Annotated in this window: 18 protein-coding genes; 6 read left to right on the top strand and 12 right to left on the bottom strand. The window is 37.0% G+C overall.

Annotated features, from left to right (window positions below; genetic code table 11):
- The first annotated feature begins 19 nt into the window (after positions 1-19).
- Both DHU68_RS04855 and DHU68_RS04850 read left to right on the top strand, forming a co-directional pair.
- Positions 20-412 carry a VOC family protein gene (locus tag DHU68_RS04855; RefSeq protein ID WP_108821856.1) on the top strand — a complete coding sequence of 131 codons (393 nt, stop codon included), beginning with the start codon at positions 20-22 and terminating at the stop codon, positions 410-412.
- Between the two features lie 6 nt (positions 413-418).
- Positions 419-1,171: an RNA methyltransferase gene (locus tag DHU68_RS04850; RefSeq protein WP_108821855.1), complete on the top strand. Its 753-nt coding sequence runs from the start codon at positions 419-421 to the stop codon at positions 1,169-1,171.
- Here DHU68_RS04850 and DHU68_RS04845 read toward each other — a convergent pair.
- The gene (locus DHU68_RS04845; RefSeq protein WP_108821854.1) at positions 1,168-2,352 is read right to left on the bottom strand and encodes a hypothetical protein; all 1,185 of its coding nucleotides are present in this window, start codon (positions 2,350-2,352) and stop codon (positions 1,168-1,170) included. The two genes, DHU68_RS04850 and DHU68_RS04845, sit on opposite strands and share 4 nt — an antisense overlap.
- 201 nt (positions 2,353-2,553) lie before the next feature.
- On the opposite strand from DHU68_RS04845, the gene DHU68_RS04840 reads away from it, so the two are divergent.
- Both DHU68_RS04840 and DHU68_RS04835 read left to right on the top strand, forming a co-directional pair.
- Positions 2,554-3,186 (top strand): peroxiredoxin, encoded by a 633-nt coding sequence (locus tag DHU68_RS04840; RefSeq protein ID WP_108821853.1) that lies wholly within the window; start codon positions 2,554-2,556, stop codon positions 3,184-3,186.
- 203 nt (positions 3,187-3,389) lie between these two features.
- Positions 3,390-5,003 (top strand): ABC-F family ATP-binding cassette domain-containing protein, encoded by a 1,614-nt coding sequence (locus DHU68_RS04835; RefSeq protein ID WP_108821852.1) that lies wholly within the window; start codon positions 3,390-3,392, stop codon positions 5,001-5,003.
- A 69-nt stretch (positions 5,004-5,072) separates the two neighbouring features.
- On the opposite strand, the gene DHU68_RS04830 is transcribed toward DHU68_RS04835, so the two are convergent.
- The 9 genes from DHU68_RS04830 to feoB all read right to left on the bottom strand — a co-directional run bounded on the left by DHU68_RS04830 (position 5,073) and on the right by feoB (position 18,596).
- Entirely contained in the window at positions 5,073-5,534 is a 462-nt protein-coding gene (locus DHU68_RS04830) for a Dps family protein (protein WP_108821851.1), read from the bottom strand.
- A 220-nt stretch (positions 5,535-5,754) separates the two neighbouring features.
- Entirely contained in the window at positions 5,755-6,975 is a 1,221-nt protein-coding gene (serB, locus tag DHU68_RS04825; protein WP_108821850.1) for a phosphoserine phosphatase SerB, read from the bottom strand.
- Positions 6,976-7,009: 34 nt separating this feature from the next.
- Positions 7,010-8,350 carry an argininosuccinate lyase gene (argH, locus tag DHU68_RS04820; protein WP_108821849.1) on the bottom strand — a complete coding sequence of 447 codons (1,341 nt, stop codon included), beginning with the start codon at positions 8,348-8,350 and terminating at the stop codon, positions 7,010-7,012.
- Between the two features lie 6 nt (positions 8,351-8,356).
- Positions 8,357-8,794 (bottom strand): SRPBCC domain-containing protein, encoded by a 438-nt coding sequence (locus DHU68_RS04815; protein ID WP_108821848.1) that lies wholly within the window; start codon positions 8,792-8,794, stop codon positions 8,357-8,359.
- 15 nt (positions 8,795-8,809) lie between these two features.
- The gene (gene pyrE, locus DHU68_RS04810; protein ID WP_108821847.1) at positions 8,810-9,439 is read right to left on the bottom strand and encodes an orotate phosphoribosyltransferase; all 630 of its coding nucleotides are present in this window, start codon (positions 9,437-9,439) and stop codon (positions 8,810-8,812) included.
- A gap of 680 nt (positions 9,440-10,119) precedes the next feature.
- Positions 10,120-10,953, bottom strand: a complete 834-nt coding sequence (locus DHU68_RS04805; RefSeq protein WP_108821846.1) for a hypothetical protein — start codon at positions 10,951-10,953, stop codon at positions 10,120-10,122.
- Positions 10,954-10,974: 21 nt separating this feature from the next.
- Positions 10,975-12,537 carry a RagB/SusD family nutrient uptake outer membrane protein gene (locus tag DHU68_RS04800; RefSeq protein WP_108821845.1) on the bottom strand — a complete coding sequence of 521 codons (1,563 nt, stop codon included), beginning with the start codon at positions 12,535-12,537 and terminating at the stop codon, positions 10,975-10,977.
- A gap of 21 nt (positions 12,538-12,558) precedes the next feature.
- Complete coding sequence (locus DHU68_RS04795) at positions 12,559-15,702, bottom strand: TonB-dependent receptor (RefSeq protein WP_108821844.1); 3,144 nt, start codon at positions 15,700-15,702, stop codon at positions 12,559-12,561.
- Positions 15,703-16,112: 410 nt separating this feature from the next.
- Positions 16,113-18,596: a ferrous iron transport protein B gene (feoB, locus tag DHU68_RS04790; RefSeq protein WP_108821843.1), complete on the bottom strand. Its 2,484-nt coding sequence runs from the start codon at positions 18,594-18,596 to the stop codon at positions 16,113-16,115.
- A 572-nt stretch (positions 18,597-19,168) separates the two neighbouring features.
- Between feoB and DHU68_RS04785 the strand changes: the two genes are divergently transcribed.
- Positions 19,169-21,628 carry an endonuclease MutS2 gene (locus DHU68_RS04785; RefSeq protein WP_108821842.1) on the top strand — a complete coding sequence of 820 codons (2,460 nt, stop codon included), beginning with the start codon at positions 19,169-19,171 and terminating at the stop codon, positions 21,626-21,628.
- A gap of 66 nt (positions 21,629-21,694) precedes the next feature.
- The gene (locus tag DHU68_RS04780) at positions 21,695-22,357 is read left to right on the top strand and encodes an oxidoreductase (RefSeq protein WP_108821841.1); all 663 of its coding nucleotides are present in this window, start codon (positions 21,695-21,697) and stop codon (positions 22,355-22,357) included.
- 76 nt (positions 22,358-22,433) lie between these two features.
- Here the strand turns inward: DHU68_RS04780 and DHU68_RS04775 are convergent, their stop codons facing one another.
- Both DHU68_RS04775 and DHU68_RS04770 read right to left on the bottom strand, forming a co-directional pair.
- Positions 22,434-23,936: a catalase gene (locus DHU68_RS04775; protein WP_108821840.1), complete on the bottom strand. Its 1,503-nt coding sequence runs from the start codon at positions 23,934-23,936 to the stop codon at positions 22,434-22,436.
- Between the two features lie 161 nt (positions 23,937-24,097).
- Entirely contained in the window at positions 24,098-24,637 is a 540-nt protein-coding gene (locus DHU68_RS04770) for a hypothetical protein (RefSeq protein WP_108821839.1), read from the bottom strand.
- Positions 24,638-24,902: the final 265 nt, after the last annotated feature.

Below are 24,902 nucleotides of genomic sequence, written 5' to 3'. Positions count from 1 at the left end.
TATTCAATTTTCACTTATAATGAAGATACATCACATTGCTATATGGGTGAACGATATAGAAAAAGTAAGAAATTACTACATAAAGCATTTTGACGCTTCATCAAATGAGCTCTATATTAATCAGGCTACAGGATTTAGTAGTTACTTTCTTCGCTTCGATTCAGGATGCCAGATTGAGATCATGCACCGAATTGATATTCCCAAAAACCTGAACGATACTCTCAAGCAACATCTGGGGTATATACATTTAGCAATAGAAGTAACCTCAGAAGAAAAGGTGGACGAAAAAGCTAAAGAATTATCACAGGCCGGCTACCCTATCTTAAGAGGACCTAGAGTTACAGGAGATGGATACTATGAGTTTGAGACACTAGACCCGGAAGGCAACAGATTAGAAATCATCTATAAATAGAAGTACATGAGTTTAAGTAAAAGTAAACTAAAATATATTCGTTCGTTAAAGGATAAGAAACACCGTACCGAGCATGGTACTTTTGTGGCAGAAGGGAATAAGTTAATAGCAGACTTACTTCCTCACATAAAGTGTCAACTACTTGTAGCTACGCCTAATTATCTACAAGGCATAGATACATCCCTAGCGGAAGAAGTTATTGAAGTTAAGCAAGATCAGTTGGATCAAGCAAGTTTTCTTCAAAATCCTCAACAAGCTATAGCTGTCTTTTATCAGCAAAAGTCAGAAACGGAGATAAACCTGAAAGAAGACCTTATTCTTGCCTTAGATGGAGTACAAGATCCCGGTAATTTAGGTACGATTGTACGTGTTGCCGATTGGTATGGAATCAAACATATAATTTGTTCGAATGATACTGCCGACATCTACAACCCCAAAGTAGTACAAGCTACAATGGGAGCCATTGCCCGTGTCAATCTACAATATACCGACTTAGAATATTTTCTAAAGGAGAGTAACGAATATCCTATCTATGGCACTCTTTTGGATGGAGAGAATATGTATGAGCAGCATATAACCTCCAATGGCATTATAGTGATGGGAAATGAAGGGAATGGCATTCGTCCCGAAATAGCCAAACTCATTACAAAGAAACTTTTTATCCCAAACTATCCCCTAGGGGAATTAACCTCCGAGTCGCTTAATGTATCCATAGCTACAGCTATAGTTTGTGCCGAGTTTAGAAGGAGAGTTTTTTAATTCTCAATAAGGATATATGCCCAATAATGGGAATCCTCTGTTACAGGGCATAAAGGGAGATAGCCCTTTTGTATTCTACCCCCTTCGAGAGAAAGAGGATGATTATTTATATTCTCTTGATGGCGAGTAAATATATCACCACTCTTTGCACTAAAGTCTATTTTAAACATGCCTTTAGATGTTGGATCAACATACCTCTCGTATAGCTTAGTAGCCAAGTACCCCATATTGTAACGCATGTTGATTTCAAGACAAGGATGGAGCTTATATTCCCCATTTTCTTTATACAGCATCATATCTACACCAATGCAACCCTTATAAACAGGGGCATATTTTTCTTTCAGAATCAGTGTTAATTTTTCTTGTACTTGCAAGAGTACACCTGAAGATATTTTACAGGTCAATTGAGCTATTATCTCTTTTTGGCTCATCAGATAATTACCTAAGTATGAACCTTTTGCGTTTGTAAAAAATAAAGAATACCCCTCAAAAGATATATCTCCCTGATTATCAACAATAAACTCCATTGCAAAATCCATATCCTTTTCCAGTACCTGTTCAACTGATACTGCCCCCTGCTTCTTGAGAATACCATGTAGAATCTGTTTTTCGGTGCGAGTTATCCCCGTCTGATGCAACCAAAGCAAGCCCCTGCCTGAAGATGAATAAGGAGCTTTAGCCAATAACTGAGAGGAAGATATATTTACAGTTTCTTCAATCGTCTCTAATTGAGTATGAAACTGAGGTATTATACTTTTAGATATTCCTTCAACAGTATCAATAAGCTTTATTAAGCACTCTTTAGCAGTTTCTCTACTATGCAATAACAAGCATTCTCTTTCCCAATCGGGTATAATACAACTTGTATCGCAAATGCTTCTCATATAATGAATAGCCTGAGGTGATATTCCCCACAACACAACTTCTTCATTCTTATAATCCCTTATACTTGTTGCATCTATAGGTTTCGGCAAGAGTGGAAATTGTTTAGATATGGCTGGATAAAAGTCTTCATATTCAGTCAATGATTCCACCAATACCACATCATTCGAACTTCCATACCAAGCCGGAAGAAACGACAATTCCCTCTGCATAGCAACCACATTAGCCGGTGCCGTGTAGTATTTAGACGCATTCAGTACAGCAGTCTCATGACCTGGATTAAAGTATAGAATTGACATATTTTTCAGACAGCAAAATTAACTATTTAGTTTGTATTTTCGCTAATAAAAGAAAGCATTTAGAGTGTCAACGAGATAGACCTACAAAATAGACCATATAGATATATCAATAACAAATATCTATTTGATTTATCACCAAAAGGAGATTATATTTGTATAAAAATAAGAATCATATAATATAACATTAAACAAAAAAAATCTATGTCAGTATTAGTAGGTAAACAAGCACCGGTTTTCAGCACAAGCGCTGTAATCAACGGAAATGAAATCGTAGAAGGTTTCTCATTAGAGCAATTCAAAGGTAAAAAATATGTAGTATTCTTTTTCTATCCTGCAGACTTTACTTTTGTATGTCCAACAGAAATTATCGCTTTCCAAGAAAAAATGGCTGAATTCGAATCTCGCAACGTAGCAGTTGTTGGAGCTTCAACAGACTCAGCTTTTTCGCACTGGAAATGGTTACAAACAGAACAAAATGATGGTGGTATCAAAGGAGTTAAATATCCACTTGTAGCAGACCAATCTCTTATGATCTCTTCTGCTTACGATGTACTAGCCGGATCATTTGACTATAACGACGAAGGTCAGGATATTTTTGTAGGAACACCTCAAGCTTATCGTGGTCTTTTCCTTATCGACAAAGAGGGTGTTGTACGTCACCAGGTAGTGAACGATATGCCTCTTGGTCGTAGCGTAGACGAAATCTTACGTCTGATCGACGCTCTGCAATTTACAGAAGAGTATGGCGAAGTATGCCCTGCTAACTGGAAAAAAGGAGATAAAGCACTTAAAGCTACTCAAGAAGGAATCTCTGATTACCTTTCAAACAAATAAGAGCAATTTCATAATAAGGGAAAATTTTTAAAGATTAATTAAACTTTAAAGCTCGCAAAAGCTGCAACTAATCATGTTGCAGCTTTTTTATTTTCGAAACTTTAAGTATACTTATCCCACAATCTTCTATCCCCCTTTGAGTTTCAGCTAATAAATTCGTACCTTTGCAGCCGATTTTAAAACCACTTCGTAAACAACAAAGAATGATAACAGTTTCTAATTTAGGTATTCAGTTCGGTAAACGTGTATTATTTCAAGATGTGAATCTTAAGTTTACCAGCGGCAACTGCTATGGTATAATAGGTGCTAATGGTGCAGGAAAATCTACTTTCCTAAAAATCCTTAGCGGCGAAAAAGACGCAACAACAGGAACATTCTCTCTCGGTTCGGGCGAAAGACTTTCTGTATTATCTCAGGACCACTTTGCATTCGATTCTCAAACAGTAATGGACACAGTTCTGCAAGGACATACTGTACTTTGGGACATCATGAAAGAGAAAGATGCTCTGTATGCAAAAGAAGATTTCAGTGACGAAGATGGTATAAAAGCATCGGAACTGGAAGAAAAATTTGCTGAACTTGAAGGTTGGAACGCCGAAAACGATGCGGCAATGCTTCTGAGTGGACTAGGTGTAAGCGAAGACCTGCATTATCAGATGATGGGTGACATGAGTGGTAAACAAAAAGTACGTATCCTCTTAGCTCGTGCCCTATTTGGAAACCCTGACAATCTGCTTCTGGATGAGCCTACCAACGACCTTGATATAGAAACAGTAATGTGGTTGGAAAACTATCTGGCTAACTCAGAAAATACGGTTTTGGTTGTTTCCCACGACCGTCACTTCCTCGATTCTGTTTGTACTCACACAGTAGATATCGATTTCGGTAAAGTATCCATGTTTGCCGGTAACTATAGTTTCTGGTACGAATCGAGCCAGTTGGCACTACGTCAACAACAACAACAAAATAAGAAAGCTGAAGAGAAGAAAAAAGAGCTTGAAGAGTTTATTCGTCGCTTTAGCGCCAATGTGGCAAAATCGAAACAAACGACTAGCCGTAAGAAGATGTTGGAAAAACTCAACATTGAAGAGATCAGACCTTCTTCGCGTCGTTATCCGGGAATTATCTTCTCTCCCGATCGCGAGCCGGGCAACAAGATTCTTGAAGTTAATGGTTTAAGTAAAAGCATCGAAGGAAAAGTTCTGTTCGACAATGTGAACTTCAATATCGAGAAAGACGACAAGGTAGTATTTCTATCGAAAGATCCTCGTGCAATGACTGCGTTCTTTGAAATTATCAATGATTATGCAAAACCTGATAAGGGAACATTTAGCTGGGGACAGACAATTACTTCTGCATATCTGCCTTTGGATAACAGCGATTATTTCAAAGATAATATAAATCTTGTAGATTGGTTGTCACAATTTTCGGACGATACAAGTGAAATCTATATTAAAGGGTATCTTGGACGTATGCTATTCTCTGGGGAAGAGGTATTAAAAATGGTACCTGTGCTTTCGGGAGGGGAAAAGATGCGTTGTATGATTTCTAAAATGATGCTTAAGAGTGCCAACTGCTTGATACTTGACTCTCCTACCAACCATCTTGACCTGGAGTCGATTCAAGCATTCAATAATACGCTAATCAATTTCAAAGGAAATATCCTGATGGCTTCTCATGACCACGAGTTTATAAATACTGTTTGTAACCGTATTATCGAGCTGACACCGAATGGTATTATCGACAAGATGATGGAATACGATGAATATATCACATCGGAAGATATAAAAGCACTTAAAAATAAAATGTATAGCTAAAAAATAGCTACTAAATAAAAAAGCCAGTCTCTTAAGAGACTGGCTTTTTTTATTACAAAATGGTTATTTTTATTTCATAAATGCCACAAGCATCCACACTTTTTTCTGATAGCCTCCAAGATAACCACCAACCATATCGGCAGTACCTTGATCTGCAACTTCAATTACTTTCTTGATTTGATCCATTATAGCTTTTATACCATCAAGTGTTCCGGTAAGAGTACCTTTAGTATCTTTAACCAGACCAGCCTCTTGAACTTTAGCAATTTTCAGATAGTTACTAAATTTGCTTTCAGGGTTTTCTCCTAGCATAAGGATTCTTTCAGCTACTTCGTCAATTTGTTCTTCTACGGCATCGTAAAGTTCTTCAAACTGCTCGTGTAACAAGAAAAACTGATTTCCTTCAATATTCCAGTGGAATCCACGCAAATTCATGTAAAACACATGCAAGTCTGCTAATAATTGTTGCAATTCCGATACTGTACCTTTTGCTTCAGCGGCATCTAAGCCTAAATAATCTAATGTTTTCATATTCTTAACTTTATTTGATTGTTATTCTGTATCAGTAAAGATAGTCAATATCTCTCAAATAAAATAGATTTAATCTATAATTCTAGATGAGTATTTTCTATCAACAGATAGAAGAACTTAATAAGAGAAAAGCTTATGCATAAAGGATTTTAAGAAATAAAAAAACGTTGAACCTCACTTAAATGAGACTCAACGCTTTCCTTCTTATAACAATTTTAAACTACTCTTCCCCTACCAACATAGAGTCCCGATAGCCCAAGAAATAAAGGATACCATCAAGACCAACTGTAGACAAAGATTGTTTTGCATTTTCTTTTACTTTTGGTTTAGCATGGAAGGCAATGCCTAGCCCTGCAATAGCCAGCATTGGCAGGTCATTAGCACCATCACCAACAGCCACCGTCTGGCGCATATCTACTTTCTCTACTTGTGCCAATAAGCGCAGCAATTCTGCTTTGCGTTTACCGTCTACAATATCGCCCACATAATTCCCCGTCAATTTACCATCCACGATTTCCAGTTCATTGGCATATACATAGTCGAACCCGTATTTATCTTTCAAATAGTTACCAAAATATGTAAACCCTCCAGACAAGATCGCCAATTTGTAACCTCCTTTTTTAAGGATACGGATCAAGCGTCCCATACCTTCGGTGATAGGTAAATTTTCGGCTATTTCTTTCATTACAGATTCATCCAGACCTTTAAGCAGGCTCACACGCTTTTTGAAACTTTCACTAAAGTCTATTTCTCCACGCATAGCCGATTCTGTAATTGCTTTTACTTCCTCTCCTACTCCGGCACGTTCAGCCAATTCATCAATAACCTCTGTCTGAATCAGCGTAGAATCCATGTCGAAGCACACAAGACGACGCATACGGCGGTACATACTCTCCACCTGAAAAGCAATATCTATACCCTGCTCGTCAGCCAACTTCATAAAGTCGTGCTTCAACAAGTCTGTATCTTCTACTGTCCCTCTGATAGCCAGTTCGAGACACGAACGATTTTGAGCTCCTAACTCCTCGAGAGGAACACGCCCTGTCAGACGGATAATCTTTTCTATATTAAGCTTATGTTTCTGGCTGATATTTGCTACAGCAGATATTTGTTCGGGCTTCAATGTACGTCCAAGCATGGTTACAATATAACGGTTCTTTGTCCCCTGCAAACATACCCAACTATTGTATTCATCTTTGCTGATAGGCGAGAAACGAATCATCACCCCTATTTCGGATGCCTTAAACAATAAATCTTTGATTACCTCTCCAGCATTTTGAGCTTCAAACATTATCGCCAACGAGAGTGAGTGGTGAACATTAGCTTGCCCTATATCCAATATATTTGCATTGTGATTTGCTAATACTGCTGTAAGCGAAGCTGTCACTCCAGGCTTGTCTTCTCCCGAAAGACTCGCCATTATTATCTCTGAACCTTCCATCTATTTAATAGGAAAATCTTTTTTATATTATGAATTAATCAATAGAGTCTAACATTTGCTTTTCGGCCAAAATAACTCTATCGAAATTGAATTGATCTATTATTTGTTCTTTCAGCGAAGCAATATGATCGTTATATAAATTGCCAATACTGCCTTCGTGTGTATGTTGCACTTCTTTGGAATGCGAGAAGTTGCCTTTTTCGATCTCTAGTCCTACTTGTTTATAGGCATCTCTGAATGGCACACCTTCCAACACTAAACGATTTACTTCTTCGACACTAAATATCAGCAAATACTTAGGATCGTCAAGAATATGCTCATTTACTTTAATCTCCTTCATCATGCGATTTACCATCTGCAAGCAATCTCCCATTTCTTCAAAAGATGGAATGAAAACTTCTTTTGTAATTTGTAAGTCTCTGAAATATCCTGAAGGAAGATTATTTATGAGAAGTGTAATATCGTTAGGCAAGGCTTGAAGCTTATTGCATTTTGCACGCGTAAGTTCAAACACATCAGGGTTTTTCTTATGAGGCATAATGCTAGAACCGGTAGTATACTCGTCCGGCAACTTTATAAAGCCAAAGTTCTGACTATTGTAAAGACATGCATCGTATGATAATTTAGAAATAGTGCCGGCAATAGAAGCAATAGCATAAGCTACAGTCCGTTCCATCTTACCCCTACCCATCTGGGCATACACAACGTTATAATTCATCGAGTCGAAACCCAACAAATCCGTTGTCATCTGCCTATTCAAAGGGAAGGACGATCCGTATCCTGCTGCTGATCCTAATGGGTTTCTATTACAAATGCGATATGCAGCTAACAGCATTTGCAAATCATCGACCAAACTTTCGGCATAGGCTCCAAACCAAAGACCGAAAGATGAAGGCATTGCTATTTGCAAATGGGTATAGCCCGGCATCAATACGCTTTTATATTTCTCGCTTTGGGCTATAAGTGTATCAACAAGACCGGATACAGACTCTACGAGCATATGAATATGATCGCGAGTAAATAGCTTCAAGTCTATCAGAACCTGATCGTTTCGAGAGCGTCCGCTGTGTATCTTTTTACCTACGTCGCCTAGTTTACGGGTAAGCATCAATTCTACCTGAGAATGCACATCTTCTATACCTTCTTCTATTACGAATTTTCCCGAAATGGCTATCTGATAGATTTCTTTCAGTTCTTTTAAAAGAATCTGTAATTCATCGGCTGTTAAAAGACCTATCGACTGCAACATCTTGATGTGTGCCATAGATCCCAACACATCGTATGGAGCGAGGTAAAGATCAAGCTCTCTGTCGCGACCTACTGTATAAGACTCAACGTCTTTATTTACCTGAACACTTTTTTCCCAAAGTTTCATTCTTGCTTATAATGTTCCTTTATTTAAAATTTCATTGTATGGCAGTTTAGCCAACAAATCGGCAACTTTATCGATCCCTGCTTGTAATGGTTTAGATACCATAGGGGCAACAAAAGCATTCAACTCTGCTTTTATTGTCATCTTAAGCTTTGTTTCTGTTTCGCCAGTCGAAACCAATTGTATCCACATATTCACGCCAAAGGGTAATTGCTCTGCCTGAAATTTAATTGTTTTGTTAGGCTCTCTTTCTATAATTACAAATTTAATCTTCCCTACCGGATCTACCGATACGGTACATGAGTCTGTATCGAAAGAGAAATCTTTTACTCTATCTTGTGGTATTTTATCTTTTGCTAATTCCAGATTATTCAAATCGGAAAGCACAGCATAAACATCCGCATCTGAATACGGAATTGTTTTAATTTCGCTTACAAATTCTGCCATTAGAGGTTTATTAGATTATTTCCAATCAGCCGGAGCTTTTCTCCATTCTTGAAGTGTCTCCAAATCCGACTCTGCTATATAGTCTATACGCAATGCTTCGTTTAATACTGCATCGTAATTAGTTAAAGTAATCAGTTCTACATTTGCTTCTTCGAATTTCTCTCTTGCAATAGGAAATCCGTAGGTGAAGTTTGCTACCATCCCTATCACCTCTGAACCGTCTTTACGTATTGCATCTACTGCCTTAAGACTACTTGAACCCGTAGATACTAAATCTTCTACTACTACAACTTTACTGCCCGGTTTTAATTCACCTTCGATAAGGTTCTCAAGACCGTGTCCTTTAGGTGTTGCACGGATATATACAAAAGGTAAACCTAAAGCATCTGCAACTAATGCACCAGGAGCGATAGCTCCTGTAGCTACACCGGCAATAGCATCTACTTCCGGGAAGTTTTCAATAATAAGACGCGAAAGCTCTATTTTAATAAATGTACGAATCTTAGGATATGATATTAATTTTCTATTGTCACAATAAATAGGAGACTTCCAACCCGAAGCCCAAGTAAAGGGGTTTGATGGTTGCAATTTGATTGCTCTGATACTAAGTAGCTTTTCTGCGGTTAATTTTTCTAACGTGTTCATTTCTATTAATAATAAGTAACAATATTCTTTTTATCGGATTACAAATATACAATTATAGATATTAATAAAAGAATTTATGACGTGAAGAAAAGTGAAGGTAGAGGTTAAAAACAAAAGAGGATTACTTCGTAAAAAGTAACCCTCTTTTTTATATAAAAGTCGTATTGGTGGATATAGCCGAAACTCCTTAAAACAGGATTTGAGTGCTCCGATCCCTTTGTAATCCACTGCGCTAAGCAACCCGAAGGTGTGGCCCGCCATTAGAATCAAAAGCTTGTCTCGGTATTTTTTTAATTGATGAGCTTCCCAATCGACCAACACGACTATTTATCAAGCTTTATCTCTAATTCAAAGGTATGTAGTATTATTTAAGAATCCAAACATTTACTCAATATTTAACATGCTTTTTAGCAGTATTACATCCGCAGCCTGAGCATCCACAGCTTGCATTTTGCTTGTTATTCGAAAAGAAAAACCTGTAAATCTTATAGATAACTAACAAAAGGACAACAACTCCAATTACTCCTACTATTATTTCTTGCCACATACTATTTATATTGATTCTACATAACAAAGATATGTAATGTTTAAGTATTTTTTCAATTACTACAAGTTAAAATAAACGAAAAAAGGAGAGCAATTGTTGCTCTCCTTTTCTATATTTATTAATGCACCAACGATTATCTCTTTCCAAAAAAAGCATCAGGTAACACTAATGAGGCTGATTCATTATATAAAGTAGCCATACCTCCTTGATATTCTACTAAGAATTTCGCATTCATAGATAACACGTTATCTTTCAATTCATAGCCTGATAGGTTAAAATAACACATTCCATATGTACTATGAACATGTCCCATTGGCTGTAAACTGAATTTCACAATTTCAGTCAAATCATTATTCATTTGAAATACGAGAGAATATCCTTCGTAGTAAAGATCTTCTAATTTAAACAACTGAACTCCTTCTACTTTAGCCTTATAAATAGGTTGCTTCCATGATTGGCCAAATAGAGCCGAAGTAAAAGTACCCTCTCCTACTAATTCATAATCTAACTTACGAGCAACTGTTATATTTGTAGCAGAATAAGCCTTATCACTTGCTGTTGCATAAATAGGTCCTTGCTCTTCGGGATTAGTCAAAGCCAAAGTCATATCATATGAATCGGTCAAGCCTAATTTATTAAAATCGTATTCGATCAATACTGCAGCTTGACTCTGTCCATCCTCAAACTTTATTACATTAGAAACAAGCTTAAATTTAGGAGAATCTTCAGGCTTTTCTGATTCATCCTCCCAAGTCAATGTAACATCTACTTCAGCTGCACCAACTGTGTTCCCTCTAAAAAGAGTTACAGCAAATACACCTTCCTCTTCTTCTACAACAGAATAAGAATATGTTTTAGAAAAGAATAAAGCTTGAACTTCTTCTCCTTGATAAATCGTACCCTCATGTTCTGAACAAGAACTAAAGAACACAATACTAGATAATAGTATGAATATATATTTTTTCATCTGATCAATATTATTTTATTATTACATAGGATTTTGATCTGTTGCAATATCCATGTTTATATTACCATCAAATTCAACACGAGGGATAGCATAAACGAAACTAACATCTGCTGGATCTAAGGATACTTTTGCAGAATGATTTGATCCATTATATGACCTATTATATCCTAGCTGGAGGCGTTTCAAATCAAATGCACGTGGAAACTCACCCCAAAGCTCAATTCTACGTTGAAGTAAAATCTCCTCCATCAATGTTTGCGGAGCCAGTAGTGTATTATCTCCGTATGTTGCTTCATTTTTCATTTTTGCTAATCTTTCAGCATAAGCTGCATCTCTCTTTTCTCCTAACTGAGTTAAGTATTGACGAGCAGCAGCGTATTGATTCAATCGACATTCTGCTTCTGCTGCCATAAGCAACATCTCCTCTCCTCTCATGATCAAATAATCACCAGTACGAGTACTTATACTAGAAAAACGGAATTTTAATTGTGCATAGCTTACATTTGAATTTCCAGATTCTTCCTTATCTAATTCACCTCTCCACCATTGTTTTTTACGATCATCTGTGTCTGGAATCAAGTTATATAACCCAGAAGCGATCTGACGTCTAGCTTTTGAAGCATACATACCCGGAGCATCAGCATCCATATGAGAGAAGAAACCATTGAAATGCTCACTTTGTGAAGCGATTACCTCTAAAGCCCACAATACATTCTTGCTACTTCTTTTATTCCATCCTAAGAAGTCAGAAACAGAAGAAACTGAAAAACCCGGTTTTTTAAGAGCCTCTAAAGCACCTTCTCTTACTCTCTTATAATCAATACCTTGAGCCAAAGCTATTCTTGCTTTAATACCATTTGCCACATAATAATCAACATATGATTCATGTTCTCTTGCCCATGGAGTTTCTTTATCATCAGTAGGGAATTGAGCACTTTTCAAATAATCTATAGCCGTATCAATATCGCTATTCATCAGATTATAAACATCTTCCACTTTTCCACGAGGTGCTCCCTCCGTATCCTTAGTTGTTGGTTTTGTGTAAATTGGCACACCCGGATTATCCGCTCCTTCAACATAAGCTTGTTGGAAGAATTGAACAAGATAGTAATAAGCAAAAGCACGCATAGCATATGCTTGCCCAATAACAGCTCTGGATAGAGGTGTACTAGCCCATACATCTTCTTTATTTATTACAACATTAGCATTACTTATAATTGTATAGAAAAAATTCCAAGTTTGAGCTTGTCTACCCGAAGCTGATGTCCAGTCACTACCTATACCAAAATTATAATCATAGTAAAACCATCCTTGACCGGCTTCACGCATTACATGATCTTCACCCATTAAATCTCCTGCCTGAACAAAAGCCATAATACCTGAGTTTTCTTGTTGCCAAGATGGGCCCCAGTTCCCCACATACATAGCACGATAGATACCATTTATCACGGCTTGCCCCCCATCTGCTGTTGCCAACATCATTTCTTCCGAAACCTCATTTGTTGGATTTGTATCTAACTCATCACTACATGAAGCAAACAATGTTGCACATATAAGAGTTGTTATATATAATATTTTTTTCATATCTACTTTTTAATATTAGGATTAGAATTTAATATCAACTCCAAAAGAAATTGTTCTAGATGGCACATATACTCCAATAGAGTTTGTTCCTGCTAAGCTAGATTGGTTATTCATACCTTTCATATGATTAAATAACACTACGTTATCTGCTGTAGCAGTGAAACGAATAGCACCTAAACCTGTTTTACTAATCAAAGTCTTAGGTATATTATAACCTAAAGAGATATTTTTAATTGCAAAATATGAAGCATCAATTAGATCATCTGTTGTTGTTACATATGTTTTATTTACAACCAAACGAGGAATATCTGTAATATCTCCAGGTTTTACCCATGCATCAGCTCTATTTACGTGAGCAGCTTGACCAACATAAGTAGGTCTCAACAAGCCCAAATAAGCTCCATCTAAAATTTCACCACCTAATGAATAAGTACATAGTACAGACAGGTCAAAATCCTTGTATCTAAACTCATTATTTATTGATCCTTCGAAATCAGGGAAACGGCTACCGTGAACATCTCTACTTGCAGAAGCTTTCGAAGTACTAGAACTCACATAACGCTCACCTTTCTTTCCGTCCACTGTATCATATACCCAAAACAGTTGATTTCCTGTTGCTGGATCAACCCCTGCAGACTCTGCAACATAAAATGAGTTAATAGCTTCACCCACTCTTACAATTGTATTAGTTCCTGTAATATCAGGTCTAGTAGATAGTGATGTTACTTCATTTTTCAGATATGTACCCATTAGGGTTAAGTTCCAGTTGAAGTCGTTTGTTCTTACGATATCAGCACCAACCATGATATCCCAACCATAGTTTTTCATTTCACCTACATTTCTGTAATAACCATCAAATCCTGTAGAAGGAGCCATTGGATAATGCAAAAGCAAATCTGTTGTTTTACGACTAAAATACTCAATACTAGCATTTAATCGGTTTAAAAATCTAGCTTCTACACCTACATTTAGGTTAGCATTCTTTTCCCATTTAAGTTCTTTATTTTCAAGAGAAGAAGCTAAAGCTCCACTCTGAGTTGCATTAGACCAAGTCAGATCATAGAATGCTTGCCATGCATAATAGCTACCGACAGCATCATTTCCCTGAAGTCCATAACTAGCTTTAATAGTCATATTATCTAACCACTCTTTATCTTTCAAGAAGTCTTCTTGGCTAATACGCCAACTTGCTCCAGCCGACCAGAAAGTACCCCAGCGATCGTCTTTATGGAAACGTGAAGATGCATCAGAACGTAAACTTGCTGATAAATAATATTTATCTTTATAATCATAGTTCACACTTGACAGTACAGACTCTATTGTATGCTTATCTTTGTATGAGCTTGCTGAAGATATATTTGTTGCCGCATCTAGTTCATGAATACCTCCAAAAGGGAATCCTGTTTTAGTTGCTCCCAAGTAAGAGTAATCTCTTCTATAGAATTCATGGCCAACCATTGCTGATATATGATGATCTTCATTTATATCTTTGTCATAATACAATAATTGATTGAATGTATAACTAAATAGGCGTGCGTTTGATTTAGCTAAAGTTCCTTTTACAGCTTCAGAGTTACCAAAATAAGGATTATAGTAAGTCATTGAAGCTCCACCTTGATAATCGACACTTAAATTGGTTGTCAATTTTAATCCATCAAGAGCTGTACCTTTGAAGTTGCCTAGTTCTACATAAGTTCTTCCACTAAAGTTATCACTTTCCGAACCATATTTATCATCATATAATGTAGCTACAGAATTAAAACCTTGAGATGCTCCTGATGCTCTATTATCACCATAATCAAAAACACGGTCACCAGTAAGATCATCTATAACGAAGCTTCCATCTGCATTTCTTTCCCATATAGGGTAAACAGGAGCGATCAACTGAGCAGAATAAAACACATTAGAACTTGCAGATCCTGATGTATTTGACATATTAGAAGTATTCTTCGCAAAGTTAACATTCAGGCCTGCTCTCACCCACTTATGAAGTTCTGAGTCAACACCTAAACGTCCAGAGAAACGTTCAAATTTAGTTGTTTCCAAAAGTCCATTCTCGCTTAGATATCCTAAAGAGAACATATATTTATTTTTCTCATTCCCCCCTGAGGCTGTCAAATTATATTCTTGACGCAAAGGGTTACTAGCAGTTACATGTCCTAACCAATCGTCACTATATCTTAATTGAGCAGAAGGATCAACTAGTCCTGTCAAAGGATCAATCATACCTTGCGCCGAACTTCCTTCAGGAACTTTAAAAGGGAAATATTGTCCATTTTCTCCAAACACTCGATTAGCAGCATCACTGAACATAGCATTAATAGCCTTTCTTCCTGCTGCCTCAGACACATCTCCTCCTCTTAACGAATAGAATATAGATTGAATATATTCGCGTTCATCCATAGTCTCATAACGAGGGATAAAACGAGAAGAAACACCCCAGTTAGCTTTTAAGTTAACCTGAAGTTTACCAGCTTCTCCTTTTCTTGTTGTAATCATAATCACACCATTAGCACCACGAGCACCGTACAGAGCTCCAGCTGCAGCATCTTTCAATACTGTAATAGTAGCAATATCATTTGGGTTAATTGCACTGATAGAACCATCATAAGGTGCACCATCAACTACATATAGAGGATCACTTGAAGCGTTGATAGATCCTACTCCACGAATACGGATAGTAGCTCCTTCTCCTGGTTGCCCTGTGCCAGATGTAGTTCTAATACCAGTAACCTGCCCTTCTATAGCTTTTGTTACATTCGCCACCGGACGTTTAGTAATCTTCGTATTACTAATCACCTCTGCCGAACCCGTAAAAGATTCTTTCTTTGCTACACCATAAGGGACTTCAAGTACAACTTCTGTTAATGCATGAGTATCTTCTTCCATTACGATCTTCATGTTTTCAGAAGCTCGTGCTTCCACGGATTTCATACCAATCAGTGTAAACACTAATGTATTTTTTCCATCAGGAACATTAACAGAGAAATTTCCATCAATGTCAGTAACTGTACCTACAGTTGTTCCTTTCACTACGACCGACGCACTAATAACAGGCTCTCCGTTACTGTCAACGACAGTACCAGTTGCTCTTGTTGTTTGCGCCATAATAAATCCTATGCTTAGGAATAAGCAGGATAAAATCAACAACACTTTTTTCTTCATACAACACTACTTTATTTAGAATTTTCAAAATTTCATTCTAACACATTATTACCAATCATGGCTTTTTCGCGTCAGTTTATTCATCGACCTGCAAATTTATACATTTTTCACGAAACAACAAATTTTAGCTTATTTAATATAAAAAATAGCAAATTGATATACAAAGTCTTACTTTTTGTATAAAAACACACACACCAAAAGTAAATTTTAGTTAACAGAAGCATTTAGATAAATAAAATAGCCCTAAAATAGATTACATTTATCAGCAATAGAGAACCAAGTGATAAAAAAAAAGGCTCTTTTTAACACTTTTTTATCACAATTCTCTAAAAACAGCTATGAGATAGCTATAAAACCATCCCATAGCACTATATTGATATGTATAAATATCTAAATTAACAGATTTTTTATTAGAACAAACTTCCAATTTGATAGACAAGAAATGCCACCACCCAAGCAAGCAATGTCGTGTAAACGACACTAAACAACCCCCATCTCCACGATCCGGACTCTTCTTTAATTGCGGCAATAGTAGCCACACAAGGGAAATATATCAAAACAAACAACAGCAAGCTAATAACAACCAAAGGTGTAAAGATTGAAGTTCCATCAGCATTCTTTTCACTCAACAATCGTTCTTCCAAGGATTCCTGATTCTCCGAATCACCTGTATACAAAACGCCCAATGTACTTACTACAACTTCCTTAGCTGCCATACCCGAAAGAAGACTTACACTTATTTTCCAATCAAAGCCTAAAGGTCGCATCACTGGCTCTATTGTTTTTCCTATCCGACCTATATAAGAGTCTTCCTGATGGATTATATTTCGCTGAACCTCAATTTCTCCTTTCAGTCCTTCACCATCTTCCACATTTATTTCACCCGACTCGACCTGAGTTTCAATCTGAGCTATCTGCTTTTCAAAAGCAGCATCCCTTTCTTTGTTAAGAGGGAAGTATCCCAAGAACCAAATAATGATTGAAGCAATAAGAATAACACCTCCCATTTTTTGCAGATACTGTCTCGACTTATCCCACATATGTATAATCACAGCCTTGAATGTAGGCATACGATAAGGGGGTAGTTCCATAACAAAAGGTGTATCTTCTTTAGGAAACAAGAAACGCTTAAATAGTCGTGCAGAAATAACCGCTATCAAAATACCCACAATATACAGTCCAAACAAGACCAGACTAGCATATTCCTTAAAGAATATTCCTACAAACAGCAAATATACTGGCAGTCGGGCACTACACGACATGAATGGATTTATCAGCATAGTAATCATTCTACTATTACGGCTTTCGATCGTCCGGGTTGCTAATATAGCAGGCACATTACATCCAAAACCCATAACCAAGGGTATGAAAGATTTTCCATGCACTCCCATCTTATGCATAACCTTATCCATTATAAAGGCGGCTCGAGCCATATAACCCGAATCTTCCATGAACGAGATGAATGCATACAATATTAATATATTAGGTAAAAAGACGATTACTCCTCCAACCCCACCAATAATACCATCCACAATAAGATCCTTGAGCATACCATCAGACATGATGTCGCGGACATAATTGCCAAGAATCTCTACTCCTTTCTCGATCCACTCCATCGGATAGCCCCCCAAGCGGAAGGTACACTCAAACATCAACCACATAAAGAAGAAGAAGAGTGGAAAGCCTAAGTATTTATTGGTTACAATAGAATCTATTATACGAGTAGAATCTGATTCATTTATTTTTTCTTTCAGCGTTTCTTTCAGTCCTCCTGCAATGAACCCATAACGGGCATTAGTAAGAGCAGACTCAGTATCCTCTCCTATTCTATCCTCTATAGCCTTTATTTCAGCATCTTTTAGTTCTAAGATTTCTTTACTATGAGGTAATGTTCTTACATAAGAATCAATATCTTTATCTTTTTCTAAAAGTTTTATTGAAATATAGCGACGAGGGAACAAAAGCTGTACATCTTTTTCCTTCTCCAGCTTTATATTCAATTTACTGATAGAGTTCTCTATTGTATTACCATACGAAATATGTACCCGGCGAACTGTCGGCTCCTGATTTTCGTATGTACGAATAACAGCATCAAACAAATCGTTTATTCCGGTTCCGGTCTTTGCTACTGTAGGAATCATTGGTATACCAATCATCTTCGACAACATCTCGTAATCGAATTTACCTCCACTAGCCAATAACTCGTCATACATATTAAGGGCGATAACGACAGGAACCTCCATATCTATCAACTCTGTTGTCAGATAAAGATTCCGCTCTAAGTTTGAAGCCGCAACAATATTTATAACAATATCAGGTTTTTCTTCTACAATATGCTTCCGGACAAAAAGTTCTTCGGGTGTATAGGCAGAAAGAGAATAAGTTCCGGGAAGATCTACAATTTGAAATAGGTAACCACCATGTTTAAAATGCCCCTCTTTAGAGTCTACAGTCACACCACCATAATTACCTACATGCTCGTGCGCACCCGAAGCTATATTAAACAAGGAAGTTTTACCTGCATTGGGATTCCCAACCAAAGCTACCTTTATTATCTTTTTATTTTCAGCATTATTTTTATGTACGAACAAGTCTTCCGACTTCACATATTCCTCTATAATACCATTGCTATCATTTACTACAGATGTAGAATCAGATACAATAGTAGGATCAGAATATACTACCTCTATAAGACTAGCTTCACTTCTGCGAAGCGAAACCTCATAGTCCATTATTTTATATTTGATTGGATCTTTTAAAGGGGCATTCAATACGACCTTGATCGATTTCCCTTTAATAAAGCCCATTTCTAAGATTCGCTTACGAAAGGCTCCGCTACCATTCACTTTCACAATGATACCCTTTTCGCCTGTTTTCAGATCTGATAGAAGCATAAAATATAATCATCTATTATTTTGGTTCACAAAGATCGTATTTTTTTATCACAAACAAACAGGAATTCATCCTATTATTTAGAATCAATATAAAATAAATAGCATCTATCAAAAGGCTTTTGAAACCTTGTGAAAAGTATCTTAAAAATAAGTAGGGAAGTACAGAACAATAGAAAAAAACAAACCAGTGCTATAGAATTTTATCTTTCAATGACTAAATTCCACAATCTACTTTCTCAAGCCGAAATATGAAACTCTTTATTTGAATAAAAAGCCATTGTCGGAGTAATAAATGCCCAATATATCCGAAATAAACTCTATCGCACTGGCATTGTCTTATATTTTAATCTTTTAAAGACTTATCAGCAATATCAAAAAACGACCATAAGAAAAAGACACAACTTCTTCTAACCAAGAATTTAATTAATAAATTTTAAATTTTCCTGTGTAATATAAGCCTTGTTTGTTATTATTTGCACATTAAATCTACTACAATATTTTTTAAATAACAAACTTTAGAAGCTCTATTATTGATAATAATTATCTTTGCATGCAAAATAAAGAAGAAAATAGTGATTTACCCTAATAATTTTGAAGTAAAAATCGGTTTTAACAAAATAAGGCAGCTTTTAAGTGCAAAATGCCTTAGTCCATTAGGAGAAGAGAAAGTTTCTAACTTAGCCTTTTCTTCCGATTTTTCTTTTATACAAAGTGAATTATCTCAAACGGAGGAATTTATACGCATCATACAGGAAGAGGACAATTTTCCTACCAACTATTTTATAGATGTTCGTCATTCGCTAAAGAGTATACGCATAGAAGGCACATGGATAGACGAAAGTGCGCTTTTCGACTTACGACGCTCGCTGCAAACAATACGAGACATTGTTAGCTTTCTAAAAAAAGAAGAGGAAGAAAACACTCCCTATCCTCACCTATATGCTTTAGCTGGAGAGATAGCGGTCTTTCCTCAACTTCTAAGCCAGATAGACCACATTTTAGATAAATTTGGTAAGATAAAAGACAATGCTTCTCCCGAACTCAGTCGGATCAGAAGAGAAATAACACATGTATCCAGTGGCATTTCGAAAAGCCTTAACAGTATTCTACGCTCTGCTCAAAGCGAAGGTCTTGTAGAAAAGGATGTAACGCCAACCATGCGCGATGGCAGATTGGTTATTCCTGTAGCTCCTGCGTTTAAGCGGAGGATAAAAGGGATAGTACACGACGAATCGGCATCGGGAAAAACCGTATTTATAGAACCTGCCGAAGTAGTAGAAGCAAACAACCGCATACGAGAGCTGGAAAGTGAAGAACGTCGCGAAATAATCAAGATATTGATCAGTTTCACAGACACCCTTCGCCCATTGGTTCCGGATATACTTCAGTCTTACGAATTTCTTGCAACTATAGATTTCATAAGAGCCAAGGCCTCTTTATCGATCGATTTAGGAGCTATAAGACCCATCATAGAAGACAAACAGATTATACGGTGGTACAGGGCAAAACACCCTTTACTTTTCATCTCGCACCGCAAACAAAACAAAGAAATCGTTCCTTTGGATATAGAACTCGAAGGCGAAAACCGACTTCTTATCATCTCCGGACCAAATGCGGGAGGAAAATCAGTTTGCCTTAAGACTGTAGGATTGCTTCAGTATATGGTGCAGTGCGGAATTCCTATTCCGATAGACGAACGATCGGTTGTTGGTATTTTTGACAATATCTTTATAGATATAGGTGATGAGCAGTCTATAGAAAACGACCTCAGCACCTATAGTTCTCACCTGACGAATATGAAATTCTTTGTTCGCAATTGTGACAAAAAGACAATTCTTTTGATTGACGAATTCGGAGGTGGTACAGAACCGCAGATAGGTGGAGCAATAGCTGAGTCTCTTCTCAAACGATTTAATGAGAAAGAAGCTTTTGGCGTTATCACAACTCACTACCAAAATCTAAAGCATTTTGCAAATGAGAACAAAGGGGTTATAAATGGAGCCATGCTCTACGATCGCCATCTGATGCAGCCATTATTCACCCTATCGATTGGCAATCCGGGAAGTTCCTTTGCTATTGAAATTGCCCGCAAGATAGGTTTGCCCGAAGATGTTATAGCTGATGCTTCTGACATTGTAGGAAGTGACTATATCAATATGGATAAATACCTTCAGGATATAGTAAGAGACAAACGCTACTGGGAAACTAAAAGACAAAATATCCGTCAGAAAGAAAAACGACTGGAAGAGATTACAGAAAACTACGAAACAGATCTGATCAGCATAGAAAAGCAACGTAAAGAAATACTCAGACAAGCTAAAAGCGAAGCTGAAAGAATTCTGTCCGAAGCAAATGCTAAGATAGAAAATACGATACGTACAATCAGAGAAGCTCAAGCGGAAAAGGAGAAAACGAAGCTGGCAAGACAGAATCTTTCCGAGTTTAAAGAAGGTCTTAACACTGAAACTGAAATAGATGATAAAATAGCTCGTAAGATTCAAAAGCTGAAGGATAAAGAGAAAAATAAAAAACAGAAAAACAAAGCAACCGAAAAACGTCAAGAAGTCAAAATCACCATCGGTGACAATGTTCGTATGAAAGGACAGAATTCGATAGGTGAAGTTTTGGATATACAAAAAGGGAATGCAATCGTTGCTTTCGGCATGATAAAATCGACCGTAAAATTGGAATCGCTGGAATATGTCAGTCGCAATCAGGTGAAAAAAGAAACAAAAGTGACAACCGTCAATGCTATTTCCAGCGACAATATACGCGATAAAAAACTAAACTTCAAGCAAGACATAGATGTGCGCGGAATGCGTGGCGATGAAGCCTTGCAAGCTGTTATGTATTTCATCGACGATGCTATATTAGTAGGAATGTCTCGTGTTCGTATTCTACATGGTACCGGAACGGGTGCACTCCGACAAATCATTCGAGACTACCTGCGAACAGTACCCGGAGTCAGCAATTATCAAGACGAACATGTACAGTTTGGAGGTGCAGGAATCACAGTTATAGATCTGGAATAAGCACATTTATTTCTTTATCAAGCAGTTTATACTTATATTTACATCTAATCAAAGGAAAGAGAACGAATGACTAAGACAGCGATAATCATAGGGGGAACGGGGCTAACAGGAACTCGATTGTTGAAAATTTTATTAACAAGCGACATATACGACAGAGTAATAAGCTTAGTCAGAAGCGATATAAAAATATCTCACCCAAAACTAGAACAGTATGTTGTCGATTTTGACAACCCTGAATCTTACGAAAGTCTGATAGAAGGGAATGATATGTTCTGCTGCTTGGGTACAACTATAAAAAAAGCGGGCAGTCAATCTGCATTTCAAAAAGTAGATTTAGAATACCCCGTACAGTTAGCTAAAGTAGCAGCAACAAATGGAGTGAAGCAGTTTTCAATGATATCATCTTTAGGAGCAAACCCTAATTCCGGCAATTTCTATTTAAGAACTAAGGGGAAATGCGAAGAAGAACTTAGAAAATTAGGGTTTCAGTCCACTTCTATTTTTCGTCCCTCATTGTTAGTCGGAAACAGAAAAGAATTCAGACTGAGAGAAAAAATAGGAGAAATCTTAATGAGGTTATTATCCATATTTATGATTGGGGGACTAAGAAAGTACAGGGCAATCAAAGTTCAGACAGTAGCTTATGTTATGTATCAGATTGCACAAAAAAACACCGTAGGTTACCATATCTACGAATCGGATGAAATAGAAAAGATTGCATCCGTTTAGACCTTATAAAAGAGAAATCCTTAAATAAAAAAAGAGACCTGCTTTGAGGTCTCTTTTTCTATCATTCCATACTATTTTATTTAGCAGTAGCTTTCACACGATCTTCGTGCGACATGGCTGCTAACTTTTTCACTTCTTCTATATCGAGCCCGATTCCTTTAGCAACCTGAGTTCCATAATCTTCATTTGCCTTGTAGAATATTGCTGTTTGACGTAGCTGAATACGTTTTTGAGCATTACCTAAGTGAGCCACAATATTCCCTACCAGATTTTTCCGATCGTAGTCTGAAAGCACTTGTCCGTACAAAACTCCTGCCTGAACATAATCTGCGTCAGACAATACATATTCGTGACGAGCTGCTATTCCTGCCGTATCAACTGGAGGCGCAGCATATTTTTTATCCGGAGTTGCTCCATCAAAACTATTCGGATAATAGTTAGGACCAGTATAACTATGCATATTCATAGCACCATCTCTCTGATATGTATTCACTTGCGCTTTCGGTGCGTTTATTGGCAGCATATCAAAGTTGGTTCCTAAACGGTGACGATGCGTATCAGGGTAACTGAACACACGTCCTTGAAGCATTTTATCTGGAGAAATAGCTACTCCGGGCACAAGGTTACCAGGAGAGAATGCTGCTTGCTCCACTTCTGAGAAATAGTTTGCAGGGTTCTTATCCAACACCATTTTACCTACTGGGATCAGAGGATAATCTTTTTGAGACCACGTTTTTGTCACATCGAAAGCATCGAAACCATATCTCTCAGCCTCTTCCGGCTTCATCACTTGCACATACACACTCCATGATGGATAATCTTTCTTTTCAATAGCTTCAAACAAGTCGCGTGTTGCATGATCCGGATCTGTACCTGCCAATGCAGTAGCTTCTTCTCTTGTCAGATTCTTAATTCCCTGATCTGTTTTAAAATGGAGCTTAATCCAAAAATGCTCTCCTTTTTCGTTGTACCACATATATGCATGACTCGTGAACCCGTGCATATTTCTATAGGATGCAGGAGTACCTCTGTCTGAGAATAATATTGTTGCCTGATGTACACTTTCGGGCGTTAGCGACATAAAGTCCCAGAATGCATCTGCATCATCCAAATTTGATTGAGGGTTTTTCTTTTGAGTATGGATAAAATCAGGGAATTTTATTGCATCGCGAATAAAAAATACCGGTGTATTGTTCCCTACCATATCGTAGTTCCCATCTTCAGTATAAAACTTAACAGCAAAACCGCGAGGGTCACGTGCGCTATCGGCAGAACCTCTCCCCCCTCCTACTGTAGAGAAACGGGCAAAGACTTCTGTTTTTTTTCCAACCTTTGACAAAAAAGCTGCACGAGTGTACTGAGTCACATCATTAGTTACCTCAAAGTAACCATGAGCCCCAGCTCCTTTGGCATGAACTACACGCTCAGGAATCCGTTCTCTATCAAAATGTGCAAGTTTTTCCACCAGATGTGTATCTGACAGAAGTGTCATATGTTGCTTATCCGTTGTGATAGAAGCTTGATCGTTGTCAACCGGAATACCTTGATTGGTAGTCATTCTTTTCTTGTTTTCTTCCATGGTTATTAACATTTTAGTTATTAAGGATTAATTTGTCTATTAATCATAACAACGATCTAAGCTAAAAAGTTCCCCGTTTGAGGTTATTAAAAAAGACGAAAGCTGAATGGTTATACCATCCAGCTTTCTATTTAGTTCTATGTAATTATCGTATCTGAGGCTTACTTAACCTCAACCTCGTATGTACATGTTCCGGCAAGTTTAATTTCTAATTTAACATTCTTACCAATAGTAGACTGAGTTGGGGTAAATGTTACAGTAGTCTCAATATGTTTTTTATGAGCAATATCAGCAAGAACTTCTTGAAAGTATTTGTACACTTCATTGCCTTGACTATCCAGACTTACATTTTTAGTTGTTATAGTCTCCTTGAAAAGCCATGGTTTATCATTTATTGTCAATTTAAAATTTTCTAATGAAGTACCTTCAGGTAAACCGACTATATTCATTTCACATTCGCGAAGGTTATAATTCCATCCTACAATTGGAGCTCCATAGTCTGCACTCCCTTTAAACAATTCATCCAATTTAATCTTATTCGCTGGAGGAGTTGTTGTGCTACCTGCCGCTGACTCTAACACAATAGTCTGAGTTCCTACTCCTTTAAATGTTTTTTGTATTTTTTCCGGATCGTCACTTCCACATGAAGATAAGACAAACATCGCGCTTATTGTAAATAAAGCTAAAATCATTTTTTTCATAATAGTTCTTTTTTGTGTTTAAAAATACATAATACAGTTTGTATTGAACAACTAATTTGAGTTGCAAATATAGTTTTTTTATTACAACGCCAATACAATCTTAAAAACAAATACTTTTTTATAAATCATTTTCACATTTCTTTAAAGGTAACGAGAGTTGGTAAAATTCAGATCTTTTCACCAGTATCGTTAATTAAGGTTAAAGATCTTAGGGTTGATTAATCTTTCTCTTTAAAAACAAATCAAAGAAACAAAGAGATAAAAA

The sequence above is a fragment of the Dysgonomonas sp. Marseille-P4361 genome (genome assembly GCF_900343125.1).
In the GTDB taxonomy this organism is placed as follows: domain Bacteria; phylum Bacteroidota; class Bacteroidia; order Bacteroidales; family Dysgonomonadaceae; genus Dysgonomonas.
Note: the sequence above shows the minus strand (reverse complement) of the source record. Positions and strands in the feature narration are given on the sequence as shown.